This window comes from Bombilactobacillus apium (genome assembly GCF_013385145.1).
Lineage (GTDB): Bacteria > Bacillota > Bacilli > Lactobacillales > Lactobacillaceae > Bombilactobacillus > Bombilactobacillus apium.
The window spans coordinates 1-16,785 of the sequence record NZ_JABZEC010000003.1; the positions used below are offsets into that span (position 1 = coordinate 1).

A 16,785-nucleotide genomic window follows, 5' to 3' on the forward strand; every position below is an offset into this window, starting at 1 on the left:
CTTGATAAGTTTGAACCGCTTTGACAGCAGCTCGTTTATTTTATCATCTGTCTTGTTGCTTGTCAAGAACTTTTTTTCGGCCCTCATCGCTTAGCTCTTCGCCTCGCTGACAACAGAAGATATCTTATCAGGATTTACGACCTATGTCAACAAATTTACCAAACTTTTTTTCTATTTGGACAATTTAGTTATTCCCTTCATGTAAGGAACTAGTACTTTAGGAATTTCGACACTTCCATCAGCACATTGATAATTTTCCAAAATAGCAGCCACCGTCCGGCCAACAGCAAGCCCCGAGCCATTCAGAGTGTGGACAAAATGAAGCTTACCCTGAGCATCGCGATAACGGATCTGGGACCGCCGAGCTTGAAAATCAGTACAATTTGAACAACTAGAAATTTCTCGATAAGTCTTTTGTTGTGGCATCCAAACTTCAATATCATAAGTCTTCGCGGAACTAAAGCTGGCATCACCACCAGCTAAAGCAACGACATGATATGGAAGTTCCAACTTTTGAAGAATACTTTCAGCATTAGCTGTTAATTTCTCCAGTTCAGCAAAGGAATCTTCTGGCTTACAATACTTAACCATTTCCACTTTATTGAATTGGTGCATTCTGATTAAGCCTCGAGTATCTCGACCAGCGGATCCCGCTTCGGAACGGAAACAAGGGGTCAAAGCGGTCAAATACGTGGGCAGTTGATCTTCGCTGAGAATTTCGCCGCGATAATAATTGGTTAAAGGAACTTCCGCCGTCGGAATTAAGGTCAGGGGGCGATCTTCGTCGATGATGGTATAAACATCTTCGGTAAATTTAGGGAATTGACTAGTGCCAAACATTGAATCAGCGTTCACCAAATAAGGTGGAATGACTTCGGTATAGCCATCTTTTTCATGTTCATCTAACATGAAATTATAAACGGCCCGTTCCAGTTTAGCACCCTGATCCATGTAATAGACGAAACGACTACCAACTACTTTAGATGCTCGTTCAAAGTCCAAGATCCCGAGATTTTCTCCTAGATCCCAATGCGCCTGCGGTTCAAAATCAAACTTCCGCGGTTCATGCCATTTTCGCACTTCGACATTATAAGATTCATCCGGACCAACTGGGACTGAAGCATCGGGAAAATTAGGTAAACGCACTAAAATATATTCCATTGCTTGATCAATTTCAGCTAGCTTTGCGTCTAAATTCTTAATCTGCTCGCCGACTACTTTCATCGCCTGAATTTGGTCTTGGGCATCTTCTTGATTGCGTTTAGCTTGAGCAATCTGCTTTGATTTTTCATTTCTTTGAGCTTTCAGTTTTTCCGTCTGCGTCAAAACCGTCCGCCGTTGTTGATCCAAATCCAAAAGCTTGTCGATTTCCTCAGCTTTGACACCTCGAGCAGCCAAACTGGTCTTGGCTGCAGCGGGATCTTTTCTAATTACCTTAATATCTAACATCGTTCCACTCTCCTTTATTAAAATACCAAAAAACAGCACCTCATCCTCTAATCGGGACGAAGTGCTGTTCGCGGTACCACCCAAATTCAAAATAATCCGAAAATTATTTTGCACTTAACTAACCCCATAACGCGGGGCAACCGGATAACTTCAATTGTTAACCACTTTAAATACTGGAAGGTAAGCACCTAGAATCTCAGCTTTATTCTAGTTCTCTGTATGTGCTCTAAAGGTATTTATCGTGTTTATTAATTTAGCTTCATAATAGTCTAAAAAAGCCTAAAAAGCAATTTCCATTAGAGCCAAATTTCTTGAATAGCGGCCATTAACTGGCCGAATTGCGTACTTCCACCATTAATTGACCACTTAAAGACATAGCTGCTAGGATTAATGTTACTATTATCAAAGCGTTCACTTGAGGTGACAATCAAATCTGCCAATTCCGGCTGGGAAACCAACTTTACATTGGGTAAGGCCACCAAAGTATTAACCAAATCAGTATATAGGAGGAAACCTTCTTCAATTTCTAAATATACTTTAACAGCAAAATGACTCGAAGTTAGGATCATCAATCTCAAGGACGCAAAATAAATTAAATCAGTTAATAAATCTAACTGATCTGTAAATTCAGCAAACTCATTTTCCCGAACTAAATGACGTAACAAATTACGCATTTGCTTACGATATTCCGGTAACATATTGAAATTAATATTATCGTTATAGATATAGTAGTTCAATAGTTGAAGATAACTATCCCCAAAAGTTAAACCACCAATAATTGCTCGATTAATATTAATTTCTAAAGACTTGATAGCTTCTTCATTTACAGCCAACCGTTTTTGAATATTAAACGGTAGCCGCCGCACAATCTGCTTGGAGAAGTCATTGATGGTAATATTGTAACCCCGAAGCTGTTGTAAAATAAATTCAGCTTGGTCACTCGGATAAGGGACCACGCTTAAAGAACAGCTAGCTAAATTGTATAAGCAAATTGACTCAACATTTAGTTCAGGGGTCGGCAATTGTTTAATTCGATTCATAATCTCCTCAAAAGAGGTATCTTCGAATTTTGATTCAATTTCGTTCAAACTTAATTCATCAAAGAGATTACTATAAGAATACTGTGAGTAGCGTAGAATCTTTTCATCACGAACCAAATGTCCTTCAGAAATTCGCAAAACATTAATCGTCATAAAGACAGCGTATAAACTTTTTGTGACCTCGTTAGGAATTGGTAACCGGAAAGACTCCAAAATTGATTCTACTAACCAGTTGGCTTGTTGATTAGTCAAAGTGGTGAATGGCCAGTCATAACCACGAGTCGCACTCCAATAAATAATCGATAATGCCAAACGAATATCAGCTTCTTTTCCTACGAGACGCATCGGTTCATAAGCTATGCGAACATTGAAGCGTTTTAAAAATAGACGTAGAGTCTTTAAATGTCGTAGAGACGTGGCCTTACTATTTCCGCGGCTTTGATAAAAATCAGTAAAAGAATGATCGTCACTTTGTAAAATTGCTTGGACAAAATTATAAGTATCAGATTTCTTCACCAAGAAATAATGATAATGATCAGGCGAGACCGAGAAAATCTCCTGAATTGTAGGCTCATCTTTCCCTAATAGCTGCTGCATATCCTGTTGAATACCGTCATAGGTATTGTAGATACTGCCGTAACTTTTATGCATCTGCAGCGCAGCTTGACGTAAGTTAATATCAGTAACTTCCAAGTCGAGATTTTCATAAGCCTTCAGGCTATCTCTATTGGTGCGTTCCAGCATTTTATACTGCCTAACTTTTTCAAATAAATGTAATTTTTCCATATTAGATATGGATAAAAACAAGTCCTGCGGTTTTTCCAATTTAGATCCTCCACTTTATCCAAATATCATAGTCATTAAAGTAATGATTTATATAACATAGACGTTGCATTGTATATTATGTAATAAAACCATAAAAATTACCATACAGTTAGCTAAATAAATCTTTAAATAACTATGAATATTGTGTAAATTTTTTGTAACAGGTCTAGCTACTCAAAAAAGATCATCGCAAGAGAGTAATATTGCTACTTTTTGAATATATTTTTGATTTATATTGATGATTAATTAGTTGATTTCTTTTTTAAAAATCGATAGCTATTTAATACAACGACAATAACTAAGATTATTAAACTAACCTTGATAGTTAATAACTTTATCAACGATCCTTCTGAGTCTTGCTGCGCTCCGATAATTAGATTACGTCGAAAAGACCGCCGATAACTAGGAGATTTTAAATTAACTCGTACTTGGTAATTTCCCGGAGTTAAATTCGTCCATGGTAAGTTAATTACCCAATTCGAGTTGGGCGCTAGTTGACAATTGTTGAACTTTTGCTGGCGGATTTTTCGCTGCCCACGATATAAAGCAACCCGGAGCTGAATCGGACTTAAATTGATCAACTTTTGATTTTGTAATTTTAGTTGGAGCCCCTTTTTACTAATCTTAGGAAAATTTCGTCTCATACTTACTTGCGGACGAATTTGATTCGACTCAAGCTGGGGATGCAACACAATTCCAGTTACATAACGAATTCTGGGATTAATTTGCGGAGTTGCAACTGAACGATCCACTACCTTGGCAACAGTGGTTATTCCTCCTAAAATTATCCCCGTAAAATGCTTCTTGGGAGCTTGATAAGTAAACTTCACCAGCTTCGAACTTCGAGCCTTTAAATGCAATTTTTGGGTTCGCGTGCCGACAATTAGCCGCGAAAGCACGGGTTGATCTTTTCGAACCGGCGTCACTTGAGTTCGGTCATAATTAACGACTCCATTATTAGAGGTATAAGCATCATTAATCTGAGTTTTAACTATTAGGATTTGATCTGCCAAATTAGTTACTCGTAATTTTAAAGTTTGCCTTTTTCCAGATCGAACCCGTAAATTATAAAAACTAGCTTGGGAATCGACTTGATTGACCGGCAAAATTGCTTTTACAGTATAAGTATTAGCTGAAACTGCCGCGAAACTAATTTTCATTTTACTCTCGACCTGAAGTCCACTGATAACCAGCAGCAAGGTCAAGCAGATGAAAAAATAAATTTTTCGCATGAACTATCAGTCTCCCTAGCTCAGATTCTGCTTACTATTCAGATGATGCTTGACTTAAAAGAATTTGATTTCGTCGCTTTTGACGCCATAATCCAACACTAACTAAGATCACTAATCCCAGCAGTAATCCAATCAGCCCTAAATAAAGCTCTGTATAATCAACAATCACTTTTCGACTAGTTTGGTTGATCTTACGCGCTTGAGCAGCCGTAATTCGAACCCTCTGAGAAAAATGCCACTGTTTCTTTCCCGTTCGTGCCGTTCCCTTTAGATAATAAGTTCCTGGTCTAATGGCCTGTAAGCGTTGCTCAAAAACTATTGGGACTAGTGAATTGGGGGCAATCCAAGAATAAGTTTGTTTTTGCGTTTGGGGCTTAAAACCTAAGCCAAATAGCTCCCAGAAACCCCTTTTTCTAAGTTGAAAATCAATTTTTGTATTGTGCATTAAAACCGGACGCTGGTTAACTAATCGTGCTTGGATAACAGGTCGTTGGGCCTGTACTTGTGGAGTAAAGTCTTGGAATTTCAAAGCTCCACTTTGATTAATCGGAAGAAAACGAATTTCCACTGGAACTTGTGGACCCTGAACTTGCGGCTGATGAATGTCGCTTAGATATAGTCCTCCTAAAACTAATCCCGTCCAATTTACAGCTCCTAAACGAATCGTAAAGGTCACAATTCGGGTCTGGTCGGGATGTAAATCAAGTACTTGGGCTGAAGTTAGACTAGAAAAATCGATGGGCGCTGGAGCATCTTCTGCACTCGGTCGGTAAAGTAATTGTCCTTGGCTACTAGTAGTGGCCCTTGTTGGTTGAATCTTGATTGCCATAGTTTCCGGACCAAAGTTAGTTACCGCTAGCTGTAAGCGATAGTTATTGTGGGATTTTCCTTGGAGTTGAAAGCGATCGGTAACTGTTGCTGAAGAAACGATTGGCGTCATCGTCACATCCTTCAAGGAGGCCTGAACCCTGAAAATTCCTCCTTGCAGTAATCCCCCCAGAAATAAAAGTAGTAGTAAAAGCTGAAATTGTCTTTTTTTACTCAATTTTAACCCTACCAACCTATCTCATTTAACCAAAAACATTACTATAATCAAATTACTCCAAATATTTCAACTAATTCTTATTTTTCTGTTCTTTTAAAAATTGTTGTTGAATTTTTTGTTGGCTACGCCGACCAAAGTAAATCCCGATTCCTAAAACTAAAAGTAAAGTTAACAGCGCAATACTTAGCCAGAGCCAAAGATAATTGGGCTCAATCCCCGAGAGCTGATTATATTTTTTAGCTTGGGAATTATTGATTGTAAAGTTTTTATTAATGACCCAAGAACGAGTCTGATCCGCACTTCTTAGTTTCAAATTGAGATGATAATCACCAGCTTGCAGAGGTGAATCTCCCCAATCAATTTGATAATTATAATTTGAATTAGGGGCTGGAGAAAGATGAGTTTGGCGGCTTACTTTTTTAAATTGATGCTTATCAGGACGCTTAGTGACAGTTGCTACGGCAGCAATATCGCCATTAAATCCGGCAACATAATTTTGTAGATTAGCTTTTACTCCTCTAACTTTCATGGCCCGATTAACTGTCGGCACAATTTGGCGAACCCGAAATTCAGGTTGGCGATTTAAATTCTTATCTTGACGAATCTTAACGGGGATTCCTTGGCGAAACTGATTCTTTAACAAGATTCCATTTTGAGAGACCGTCCGACTAATTGCTTCCCCCTTTGCTGGAGTTACGACAATTCCCCCCATCAAATAACCATTGATCGAACTTTTCGGGATTTGAACTTGAAAACTGACATTTTGTAGTTGATTGGCTGCCACTTTAACTGTCTTCTGCTTCGGCTGGACATAATGCCGCAGATTTAAGCGAAGACTAGGATCTATCTTACGTTGACGATAATAAGCATAGTTCCCGCTACCACTAGTATAGGCTGTATAAAAGCGAGCTGTATAGCGATGCGCCTTCTGATCCTGATTCAAAATCCCTAACGTAATAATTTGCTGGCTTCCGGGATCCCCAAAGATATCCAGTTGACCATTTTTGGCGATTTGATTAGCGCCGTAAATTGGTTTTAAACCATAATTATTAGCAGCAGCATTAGCTTTACTATTAATACAAGCTAGGAATAGGAATAAAATTAAACTACTCAGTCGAATTCTTTTCATCACCGAATTCTTCCCCCACGACTATAATTTTACAATCATTCATAATTTTATTACTAATAGATTTATAATACAAAAAAGTAGCCAGTAATTAATCTACTGGCTTAATTATTTTAATTTATTTAGCAGCCGGAGTTAAGGTCCAAGTCAAGACGGCTTGATAGTCACCGGCAGTTGCCCGAACAGGAACTGTTAAAAACATGTCCCGAGCTACCGCGGCATTTCCATTGTCCAAATTAAAGTCAGTTTCTCCATAACCCGAACCAGCAGGAGCTTGAACTAAAGTATGATCATTACTACCGGCAGCAATTGTTTGCTTAATGGTAGAAATTTTTCCATTATTGTCTCGATTAGCAGCATTAACTTGTGGAAAGCCCATCTGAAATCCGGTAACTGCGACTTCATTTTTCTTAAAATCACTTAAAGATAGACTTAAATTATAACCCAAACCATAAATTTCCGGAGATCCTGCCTGACTATCTTGGTGGACCCGCGAATCTGTAATCCGCAGGAGTCCTGAACCTTGGGTTGAATCATCGCTAATACTAGAAGCATTGCTTTCTAAGCCGGCTTTCTTTCCCGCTGGAGTTCGCGAAAACTTAAAATCAGGCACAGCATCTAAGGACAAAACTCCGTCATCAACCGTAACGCTCGCATCCGAATATTTCACGGCCTTATTCCCATTAGCTTCACTAACCACGGCGGGCTCATTTTCTGCAGCCTGAACGTAATTTACAGTCTGCCCAGCGGTCAGTCCTAACGTTGACAATAACAGTAAAGTTGACATTAAACGTAATTTCATAATTATAAAGTCTCCCTTCAAAATCTTCATTTTGTTCAGTTTGAGCAAAGTGAACTTCAAGTTCGATTAAACGTTGACCTGATAATTACGATCTTAATCTTACTTATTAAAGTCAACTTTAAAAATCAAGTTTAGTTTACAACGTTTACAATAAAAAATCGAAGAATCACGCTTTTCTTAAGAGCTTCCCTGAGCAGGAAAAGGACTTAAAGTACAGCTAGTAACTCCGGTGCTAGATCACTTAATTTCTGATCAGTAACTGTAACTACGCGCCGCAGAGCCCGGGCCACTTTGCGGGCGACTAATCCCGTGACCTGCATATTCTTCACCACAACTACCGACTTTAAACCATAAGCCGTTTTAACTAAAATAATTTGACCAATGGGAACCTCTGGTAAAGTAAATACCTGTCCTCGACTATCTAAGGTATGCGTTGATAAGCGCCAGTTATAACTCTTTTCAGAAAGCTGATACTCCTTAGTAGTTTTATTTTGGTTCAAATGACGACAAACAACTACGCGCCGTACGGAAGCTAAGTTAGCCCGATTGGGGGTTAGTGACAAATCCTACACCTCCTCAAAAAGTTAACATCCACATAACAGATACCTAGCGTATTACGAGTTTGAAAGTTTGTAAAGACAATCACAATAATTACACACAAACTTCATACTAATTCTTAACTAAGTACTATTTTTCTCCCGACTTGGGAAAAAATATTTTTGGTCAAAGCTTTTAATTAGAATGGTTATAATGTAGAATGAGTCTATAGAAAAATTTAGGAGGCTATGAACATGAGTTTAGTTGGAAAAAAGATTGAAGAATTTAAGGCCCAAGCATACCGCAACGGTGACTTTGTCGAAGTTAGCGAGCAAGATTTACAAGGCCATTGGAGCATCGTGATGTTCTATCCGGCAGACTTTTCTTTTGTTTGCCCGACTGAATTGGAAGACTTACAAGAACAATATGCCGCTTTAAAAGAATTAGGCGTCGAAGTTTACTCCGTTTCAGAAGATACCCATTTCGTCCACAAGGCTTGGCATGACGATTCAGAAGCTGTAGGGAAGATTACTTATACCATGATTGGTGACCCTTCGCATCAACTAGCTCGGATGTTTGACATTTTAGACGAAGAATCTGGTTTAGCTCAACGGGGAACTTTTATCCTCGATAAAAATGGCATGGTTCAATCCCTCGAGGTTAATGCCGATGGAATTGGGCGGAATGCTAGTGAATATTTAGATCGAGTTAAAGCTGGCCAATACGTTGAAAGCCATCCCGGCGAAGTTTGCCCCGCTAAGTGGAAAGAAGGCAGTGAAACCTTAACTCCAGGACTTGATCTAGTCGGGAAGATTTAGGGAGGATTTAATGTTAAACGAAGCTTTAAAAAAGCAACTCTTATCATATTTTCAATTACTTGAAGAAGCAATTGTTTTCACTGCTGATCTTCAAGATGACGCTGACAGCCAGAAAGTCCAAACTTTTCTGGAAGAAGTTTGTGCCCTATCTCCAAAATTAACTTGGCAAAAAGGCAATTTAAGTCGCCAACCTAGTTTTGCCGTCAATGCTGCCAACCAAGAATCTTCGGGAATTGAGTTTGCAGGCTTGCCCCTAGGCCATGAATTTGAGTCTTTTGTCCTCGCCGTCCTCCAAGTCTCCGGACATGAACCAAAAATCGATCCGGAATTGAAGCAAGAAATTTCCCAGATTACTACGGATCTTCAATTTGAAACTTTTGCTAGTCTGAGCTGTCATAATTGTCCAGATGTTGTTCAGGCTTTAAATATCATGAGTGTTTTAAATCCGCATATTAAACACACCATGATTGAAGGCGGGATGTATCAAGCTGAAGCTACCGCTAAAAATATTATGGCCGTTCCTACCGTTTTCTTAAATGGAAATGAATGGCATAATGGTCGCGCTACTTTAGCCGAATTGCTGGCTAAGTTAAATGGTCAAAAAGCCGTAGCTTTAGATCAAACAACTAAAGACCAACTCTATGATGTTTTAGTGATTGGTGGTGGTCCAGCAGCAGGAGCTGCGGCCATCTATACTGCTCGGAAGGGTTTGACTACTGGAGTTATTGCCGACCATTTCGGGGGTCAACCTTTAGAAACCGTAGGTATCGAAAACATCATTGGAACTGACTATATTGAAGGTGAACAGTTGATGCAAAATATTCAAGCTCAACTGCAAAAATATCAAGTTCACCTAATTGATCAACAGACAGTAACCCAAATTATTCCGGGAGAACCTGTTCAAGTCCAATTAGCTAGTGGCGACCAACTCCAAGCCAAAACTATTATTGTTGCCACGGGAGCTCATTGGCGACAATTAGGGGTTCCTGGTGAAGAGGAATTTCGCAATAAAGGAGTTGCCTACTGCCCGCACTGTGATGGTCCCTTATATAAGGGTAAAGACGTGGCCGTTGTCGGTGGTGGAAACTCGGGAATTGAAGCCGCTATTGATCTGGCCGGAATTGCCCATCATGTAACTGTTCTTGAGTTTGGTGATGCTATTAACGCTGACAAAGTTCTCCAAGAGAAAGTCGCTTCTCTAGCCAACGTTGATCTGATTACTAAAGCTCAAACCAAGGAAGTTATCGGTTCTGGTCACGTCACAGGCCTAACTTATCTCGACCGGACTGACCAAAGCGAACATCAATTAACTTTAGACGGAATTTTTGTTCAAATCGGTCTCCTGCCAAATACCGACTGGATTCAAAATACAGTTGCTTTAAATGAACGTCATGAGATTATCGTTGATGATCACGGTGCTACTAATCTCCCTCATATTTATGCCGCCGGCGATTGCACTGATTCAGCCTACAAACAAATTATTATTTCGATGGGCTCTGGGGCTACCGCAGCCTTAAGTGCTTTTGATGATTTAGTTCGTCAACAATAATTAATTTTTGATTAATAATAAGACTCTATTCCAAGAGAATAGAGTCTTATTATTTTTACAAATAATCTTGTAATTTTTAATAAATATTTATTTTATATAAATCCCAACTAGCATAAATTCCACTCATCTAAGTCTTTTTTGTTAGAATAATTGTAATATCAAAGGAGGCTATCGCATATGAGTCAACCAGCATCAACTAAAAGGTTTGGTGGAATTGCGTTAATCACCATTATTTTTTCTTTTATTTGGACAGGAACATCCCGTTTACTTTCGGTCGTCTCTCCTACGGGCTATGACGACTTTTTCCACAATAGTTCGACCGTTTTCTGGCACGTTGTCGTTCCCGTAGGTCTAACGCTGATTATTTTCCTTGTCCTGATGGCTAAAATGGGCCGCATTAACCAAATCTATTTCCGGCAGGAACCACCATTACGTTCTGGCGCTGTCAAGGCAACTTTTATCATCATTCCGATCTTGATGATTATCTTTGCTCTTTGGATTTTTGGGGGCAGTTTGCGAGATATTTTGGCCAATCATTGGGGACCTGACGCTTTGCTTCGACTGCTTGCGATCTTCATTGGAACCGGCTTTGTCGGCTGCCTCGAAGAAAGTGTTTTTCGGGGATTTGCTCTGACAGAGGCCCGGAAAACACACGGCGAAGGTCAATCTTATCTAATTTCCATTTTCTTATTTGGACTTTGGCATTTACCTAATATTGTGGCGGGAGCTCCTATTCTGCAAAGTTGTATTCAATTTGTCACCACCATGATTTTGGGAAGTGGCTTCTATATGGTTCTAAGATCAACCGGTAAATTAAGTGCCGCTATTGGTTTACACTGGTTTTGGGACTTTGCGGTTACGATCGGACAGTTCTAATTTTTCGATTTCTATTTAACTTAAGTTCCTGATTAAATAAAACTCTTATTGAAAAATAATTTTCGATAAGAGTTTTATTTTGGCTTTAGAAAATTCAAAATAAAAATATTTCTGCTGAAAGACGCAAATGAGCAGCGAGAAATTGTAAAATTAAGAGGAAACGGGTCGAAAAGAATCATTAATCTTAGGTATACTTAAAGGAGTCGCACAAGTTATGGAAATCGAACGAGCCTTCAATCAAAACTATCAGATCTTAAATTTAACGGAGAAAAAAGTTCTCTCCCAAATTCTCGCTCAAAAATCAACCTTTACTAACTTAACTCTCGCAGATTTGGCCCATCAGACTTCGGTTTCCCAATCTTTCTTAATTCGCCTCTGTAAAAAAATCGGTTTTTCCGGTTATAGCGAATTTAAATATCAACTGAAATTGGAATCTAAACACGCAACAAATACTCTCAGCAGCCAAGACCTTTTACAAGCCAACCAAGCTAGTCTTCAGGAAACTTTAGCCCTTTTAAAAATCGAACAATTGGATGACTTATGTCAGCAAATGCAACAAGCTGCCCATATTTATACTTATGCAACCGGCTATGGAGCCAAAAATATCCTAGAAGATTTCAAGCGGGGGATGATCAGTGCTAAAAAGGCTATTATTTCTTTCCCCACCAGTATTGAACTCAAACTTAATAGTTCCGTAATGCAAAAAGACGACATTTTATTTGTCGTCTCCATGAGTGGGCAGGCCCATACGGTTCTTAGTACTCTCCCAATTTTAAAAGCCAAAGGAATTATTATCGTTTCGATTACGCGCTTTATCGTTAATCCCCTCGCAAGTTTAGCCGCGATCAATTTGTATCTCGAAACTACCAAAACCGATGAGGTTTACACTTCCTATGTCCCACTTTGCTTAATTTTAGATTTAATTGTTAAGCGCTTTCTAAATCTAAACCCTTAAACTATTTTTGACAATGAGGTAAAGCCGCTGTTAAAGTCGCCACATCGCGGTTCATAATTAATTTTTGGGGAAAATCAATCTCCGTTAACATGGCTAAGGCTTCCTGAAAATTACCGATTTCGGTACAGAAATGAGCATCAGAACTAACCGTAATTGGAATTTGATACTTTTTACACAAGAGCGCAATTTCTCGACAATTATGCCGGGCATTCTGCCGATAAGGAAATGAGGATGAATTGATCTCAACAATTTTGTGATATTTTTTGAATTCTGGTAAAACTTTCGCAAAAGAAAATCGAAATTGCTCATCCCCTGGATGGCCAATAATATCCACGTAAGGATTGTGAGCCACCTTGAGCCACAATTGATCTTGTTGTTCTAAGGTCGTTGGTTTAACCACCTGCCGGTGACAAGAAGCAATTACGACATCTAACTTTTGCAAAGTAGTTGTCGGTAGATCCAGATTTCCGTCATAATCGAGGATATTAGCTTCGACTCCCTTGAAAATTCGAAAGCCCTCGACTGTCTGGGGGATCGCTTTCCGCATATTACCGAAGTAAGTCTTGGGAAAAGTATCACCTAAGCCTAAACCTGGAGCATGATCCGTTACTACTAGGCCAGTGAGACCCTTTTCTTGAGCGACCTGCATATTTTCCCATAAAGTACTGTAAGCATGGACAGAAGCTAAAGTATGGGTATGTGTATCAACTTTGACCGTTAACATTTCTCATTACCACTCCTCATTATAATAATTTATCAAATTCATCTTTAACTTGGGGAACACTAACTCCAATAATTACTTGAATATTTTTTTGTTTGTGCACGACCCCCAAAGCTCCCTGCTCCATAAAATAGGCATCAGGTAGGACGGGCTCTAAATCCTGGACAGTAACCCGTAAGCGCGTTGCACAATTAGTTACACTGACAATATTTTCCGGACCACCCAGCCCTTCTAAACAAGCTTGCGCTTGTCTTTGAAAACTATTCCGAGTGGAAGCGGATACATCATCTGCACTAGCCTTTTTCTTCGCTTGGTAATCTTTTTTGGTATAGAGTTTATTTTCACCATCGTCTTGCCGTCCCGGAGTTTGAAAGTCAAACTTCTTAATAACGAAGTAAAAGACCACGAAGAAAATCACCGTGAACAATAAGCCCATTGCAATTTGTGCTAAAAATTCTTTGTAATGATTCGGCCAGAGTGGTATCCAGTCTTTGGCCAACCAAGTAATTATTCCACTGGTAAAATCTCCCCGTAAGCCAATTAAATACATCGCCGTGGTTAAAGTTGCGCAAAGAACGGCATAAATAACATATAAAACTGGGGCTACAAATAAGAAAGTAAATTCAAGTGGTTCGGTAATTCCGCCGACAACAGCTGATAAAGCGGCTGGAATCACAATCGCTGCAATTTTCTTCCGGTTCTTAGGCTTAGCTGTCATGTATAAGGCCGCAGCTACAGCCGGAGCTGCGAAGACTTTATTTTGACCATAAAGTTTAAAGCCCATGCCGGGTGCTAACTGAGCTAAAGATTGGGTTGACTTACTGAACTTGACCAAATGATTCAGCCAATAAGTGGTCAACCCATTATCCACGATAACCGGGCCGTAACTAAAGGGTTGGGTTAATAAATGATGTAATCCAGTCGGCAAGAGTAAACGTTCCAAGAGCGAATAACACCAAATCCCGAATCCACCACTGTGGACAAAGAAAGATTGGGTATAAGCCATCCCTTGTTGGAATAAAGGCCAAATTAGACAAAAAATAACTGCTAGAATAATTGAAGCTAACATCCCAATGAAGACGACTAATGACGAACCGTTAAACATCGCCAACCAATCAGGAACTTTTTTATCAAAATAATGATCATGGATATAAACAACCATCAAGGCTACGATGATTGCCCCAACAATCCCCGTATCGAGAGTTTTAATTCCCCCAATCATCTTCATTCCCGATCCCGGAACTGCCTCGTGATTATAGTTAATTCCAAAACTTTTTCCGAAATACTTCAAAATTGAACCGGTAAAGTAATTAAAAGAAGTATAAATCACAAAAGATTCCATACTAATTCGAGCTAGTGATTTCTTGGCTAAACCGATCGGTAAAGCAATCACAAATAATAGCTCAAGATTATTGAAGACCGTCCAAAACCCGGAACTAACAATATCCCAGAATTTGTACCATCCCGTATCCGGTTGAGCTAAAGGTCCCATAATCATCGGATTCATAAAAATAATCGTTAACGCTAAGATAATCCCCGAAAAAGAAAAGAGCATGACTGGAGTGAACATCGCCCCACCAAATTTTTGAATTTTCTCTTTCACCTTAAATCCTCCCTCCTAGATTTCCATCTTTAATTATATAAAAGCTGGGCTCTAAGTAAATAAACCGTTTTCGTAATTGAGTCTTATTTAACTTTAGAATAAAAATTCAATTTTTGAAATTTTTTTCAAGAGCCCTTTTTCTGGACCGCAACCAAAAAAGCCGCCCCTCAGGACGGTTTCTAGAAACACTGCTTGGGCTAACGCCGGCGATGTTTAACAAAGGTGACAAAGTGTAAAATCACCGCTAATAAAACAAAGAAAATCAAGGTAAAACTGACATAATTTAGCCAAAAGTTCCACCACGGCATTAAATTTCGTAGTAATTGTTGAATACCCATGGTCAAAAAGGCCATCACGGCAATCATCACAAATAATTGGAGGTAACGTTTCATTGTGGAATCATCCTTTCGTTCTTGATGGGAAATTTTTGGGCCATAATGAGCACATAACTGTTGTTTCTTTAGGGGAAGCTGTTCTAATTTCAAGGTGTTGGGACAAACGATTTCTCCGACCTTAATCACTCCAGCGGCCGTCATCACGCGATCAACTGTCTTAAAAGTTTCGTCCGTGACGCCCGTCAACCAATTCTCGGTGGTCGAGGCATAACAATTGGTGAGGGTTAAGTAATGTTTATTTTTAAAATCTCCCGGAATTGTATCCCCATTGGCCTTAATATAGACCAATTTAGGCCGCAAGCAATCCAAAAATTTTTTCATGATTCCGGAGATTCCCCGCCAATAAGTTGGGGCGGCCCAGACCCAAACATCACTAGCAGCCAATTTGGCGACTAATTCATCCAAATCATTGTCCTCTTTTACTCCCGCCGGATGAATCTGATAATCTTCTAAAAAGACCCGTTCCACTTCAACTCCCGGACTCACATGGTCTAATACCTGAGCTAACATTTGCGCTGTAATTCCCGTTTGTGATTGGGAACCCAAAATACCTAATATTTTCATTCAATTAACCTTCCGCTGAATTTGGCCCGACCAGCCATTAATTATCGTTACCGCCAGCATTAATCCTCCGGCCAACCAAAACAAGATTTGAAAAGAAGCGTGATCAATCACTAAGCCACCAAACAGGGGTCCCAAAGCTCGCCCTAGCGAAGAAAAACCATTGATTAAACCTTGATTTCGTCCTTTGACTGCTGGAGCTGATTCCTGATCAATCACGACCGGAACCGAAGGAATGTACAAGGCCTCACCCACGGTCAATAAAACCATCCCGCCGTAAATAAAAAACAACTGCGGACGCCAGACCGTGATAAAATAAGACAGAGTTAAGAGAACTAAGCCCCACCAAATTCTTTGGTGCAAATTAGCCATTAAACGGGGCCACTTAGCGAAAACACCTTGCACAATAATGATTATAATACCATTCAATGTCCATAATAGACTATAAACTTGTAAAGGAAAGCCGCGATCAAGTAAATAAACAGAAAAATTGGATTCCCATTGGGTATACATCGTCCACATAATTACCAAAGTAACTAGGCAAAGACCAAAAGTCCAGCTGATTTTGAGACTAGCTGGCTTTTTGGGGGAAGCCGAAGTTGCCAGGCCGCTAGCGTAGGTTAGCTTTTGCCGTGGGAAATAAAGCCAGCCCAAGACCAAAGAGATTAAATAAAAGCCGATCATTAAGGCAAATATTGGAACTAAGGACTTTCGAAAAAGCTCACTAATTAAGATCGTTCCCAAAACGAGGCCCACATTGATCACTAAGTAGAGTTCATTAAAGACCTTGCTAGTTGACATTCCGGTAATTAAAGTTCCATAGACATTAACTGCCGTCGTTAGCCAACCGGTGGCTAAGCCTAATCCACTAAGAACAAGCACATAGTCTGGCCAGCCACTATAAATTAGTCCGGCTCCACAACTAGCCAAGGCTCCACAAAAACCAGCTAAGGTTAAGTAAAATTGATTGAAGCGATCATATAATTTACCCGCAATTACGGAACCGCAAACATTAGCGACTGAAAAGATAAATAAGGCTAGTCCAGCCGTCGTCAAAGATTGATGTAAGATCCGATTAATATAAATCGTGGCTAAAGGCCACATCATGCTGTAACCTGTCTCATTTAAAAAAGCGACCAGTAAAAGCGGTTTGAGCCGAATAGTCTTCAATTTAATCACTTCCTTAAAATTTATTCATTTACTAATTACTATAGTATTCCTTATCTGATTTAGAAAGGGCGGAAATTAAAT

General features: G+C 39.5%; 15 protein-coding genes. 4 read left to right on the forward strand and 11 right to left on the reverse strand.

Annotated features, from left to right (window positions below; all coding sequences use genetic code 11):
- Nucleotides 1-171: 171 nt before the first annotated feature.
- From serS to HU830_RS03505, 7 genes are all read right to left on the reverse strand, one after another.
- A complete protein-coding gene (gene serS / locus HU830_RS03475) occupies nucleotides 172-1,449 on the reverse strand; it encodes a serine--tRNA ligase (protein WP_176942408.1) in 1,278 nt (425 codons plus the stop codon).
- A 296-nt stretch (nucleotides 1,450-1,745) separates the two neighbouring features.
- On the reverse strand, nucleotides 1,746-3,233 hold the full coding sequence (locus tag HU830_RS03480) for a helix-turn-helix domain-containing protein (RefSeq protein WP_176942409.1): 1,488 nt from the start codon (nucleotides 3,231-3,233) through the stop codon (nucleotides 1,746-1,748).
- Between the two features lie 323 nt (nucleotides 3,234-3,556).
- Nucleotides 3,557-4,546 carry a DUF916 domain-containing protein gene (locus HU830_RS03485; protein WP_176942410.1) on the reverse strand — a complete coding sequence of 330 codons (990 nt, stop codon included), beginning with the start codon at nucleotides 4,544-4,546 and terminating at the stop codon, nucleotides 3,557-3,559.
- Between the two features lie 34 nt (nucleotides 4,547-4,580).
- A complete protein-coding gene (locus tag HU830_RS03490; protein ID WP_176942411.1) occupies nucleotides 4,581-5,591 on the reverse strand; it encodes a WxL protein host-binding domain-containing protein in 1,011 nt (336 codons plus the stop codon).
- Nucleotides 5,592-5,661: 70 nt separating this feature from the next.
- Complete coding sequence (locus tag HU830_RS03495) at nucleotides 5,662-6,720, reverse strand: DUF3324 domain-containing protein (RefSeq protein WP_228765796.1); 1,059 nt, start codon at nucleotides 6,718-6,720, stop codon at nucleotides 5,662-5,664.
- Between the two features lie 115 nt (nucleotides 6,721-6,835).
- Nucleotides 6,836-7,519: a WxL domain-containing protein gene (locus tag HU830_RS03500; protein WP_176942413.1), complete on the reverse strand. Its 684-nt coding sequence runs from the start codon at nucleotides 7,517-7,519 to the stop codon at nucleotides 6,836-6,838.
- Nucleotides 7,520-7,725: 206 nt separating this feature from the next.
- Nucleotides 7,726-8,082, reverse strand: coding sequence for a DUF5839 family protein (locus HU830_RS03505; protein WP_176942414.1), 357 nt, complete (start codon nucleotides 8,080-8,082; stop codon nucleotides 7,726-7,728).
- Between the two features lie 228 nt (nucleotides 8,083-8,310).
- On the opposite strand from HU830_RS03505, the gene ahpC reads away from it, so the two are divergent.
- From ahpC to HU830_RS03525, 4 genes are all read left to right on the forward strand, one after another.
- The gene (gene ahpC, locus HU830_RS03510; protein WP_176942415.1) at nucleotides 8,311-8,874 is read left to right on the forward strand and encodes an alkyl hydroperoxide reductase subunit C; all 564 of its coding nucleotides are present in this window, start codon (nucleotides 8,311-8,313) and stop codon (nucleotides 8,872-8,874) included.
- Nucleotides 8,875-8,884: 10 nt separating this feature from the next.
- Complete coding sequence (ahpF, locus tag HU830_RS03515) at nucleotides 8,885-10,423, forward strand: alkyl hydroperoxide reductase subunit F (RefSeq protein ID WP_176942416.1); 1,539 nt, start codon at nucleotides 8,885-8,887, stop codon at nucleotides 10,421-10,423.
- Between the two features lie 177 nt (nucleotides 10,424-10,600).
- Nucleotides 10,601-11,299 (forward strand): CPBP family intramembrane glutamic endopeptidase, encoded by a 699-nt coding sequence (locus tag HU830_RS03520; protein WP_176942417.1) that lies wholly within the window; start codon nucleotides 10,601-10,603, stop codon nucleotides 11,297-11,299.
- A gap of 214 nt (nucleotides 11,300-11,513) precedes the next feature.
- Entirely contained in the window at nucleotides 11,514-12,254 is a 741-nt protein-coding gene (locus tag HU830_RS03525) for a MurR/RpiR family transcriptional regulator (protein ID WP_176942418.1), read from the forward strand.
- A gap of 1 nt (nucleotide 12,255) precedes the next feature.
- Here the strand turns inward: HU830_RS03525 and HU830_RS03530 are convergent, their stop codons facing one another.
- The 4 genes from HU830_RS03530 to HU830_RS03545 form a co-directional block, all read right to left on the reverse strand.
- Nucleotides 12,256-12,978, reverse strand: a complete 723-nt coding sequence (locus HU830_RS03530; RefSeq protein ID WP_176942419.1) for a phosphatase — start codon at nucleotides 12,976-12,978, stop codon at nucleotides 12,256-12,258.
- A gap of 19 nt (nucleotides 12,979-12,997) precedes the next feature.
- Complete coding sequence (locus HU830_RS03535) at nucleotides 12,998-14,578, reverse strand: alpha-glucoside-specific PTS transporter subunit IIBC (RefSeq protein WP_176942420.1); 1,581 nt, start codon at nucleotides 14,576-14,578, stop codon at nucleotides 12,998-13,000.
- A 197-nt stretch (nucleotides 14,579-14,775) separates the two neighbouring features.
- A complete protein-coding gene (locus HU830_RS03540; RefSeq protein WP_176942421.1) occupies nucleotides 14,776-15,537 on the reverse strand; it encodes a flavodoxin family protein in 762 nt (253 codons plus the stop codon).
- On the reverse strand, nucleotides 15,538-16,704 hold the full coding sequence (locus HU830_RS03545) for an MFS transporter (protein ID WP_176942422.1): 1,167 nt from the start codon (nucleotides 16,702-16,704) through the stop codon (nucleotides 15,538-15,540).
- Nucleotides 16,705-16,785: the final 81 nt, after the last annotated feature.

Coding starts and splice junctions, on each gene's coding strand:
- serS (WP_176942408.1), bottom strand. CDS start 1,449: ATGTTAGATATTAAGGTAATTAGAAAAGATCCCGCTGCAGCCAAGACC.
- HU830_RS03480 (WP_176942409.1), bottom strand. CDS start 3,233: ATGCTGGAACGCACCAATAGAGATAGCCTGAAGGCTTATGAAAATCTC.
- HU830_RS03485 (WP_176942410.1), bottom strand. CDS start 4,546: ATGCGAAAAATTTATTTTTTCATCTGCTTGACCTTGCTGCTGGTTATC.
- HU830_RS03495 (WP_228765796.1), bottom strand. CDS start 6,720: ATGAAAAGAATTCGACTGAGTAGTTTAATTTTATTCCTATTCCTAGCT.
- HU830_RS03500 (WP_176942413.1), bottom strand. CDS start 7,519: ATGAAATTACGTTTAATGTCAACTTTACTGTTATTGTCAACGTTAGGA.
- ahpC (WP_176942415.1), top strand. CDS start 8,311: ATGAGTTTAGTTGGAAAAAAGATTGAAGAATTTAAGGCCCAAGCATAC.
- ahpF (WP_176942416.1), top strand. CDS start 8,885: ATGTTAAACGAAGCTTTAAAAAAGCAACTCTTATCATATTTTCAATTA.
- HU830_RS03520 (WP_176942417.1), top strand. CDS start 10,601: ATGAGTCAACCAGCATCAACTAAAAGGTTTGGTGGAATTGCGTTAATC.
- HU830_RS03525 (WP_176942418.1), top strand. CDS start 11,514: ATGGAAATCGAACGAGCCTTCAATCAAAACTATCAGATCTTAAATTTA.
- HU830_RS03530 (WP_176942419.1), bottom strand. CDS start 12,978: ATGTTAACGGTCAAAGTTGATACACATACCCATACTTTAGCTTCTGTC.
- HU830_RS03540 (WP_176942421.1), bottom strand. CDS start 15,537: ATGAAAATATTAGGTATTTTGGGTTCCCAATCACAAACGGGAATTACA.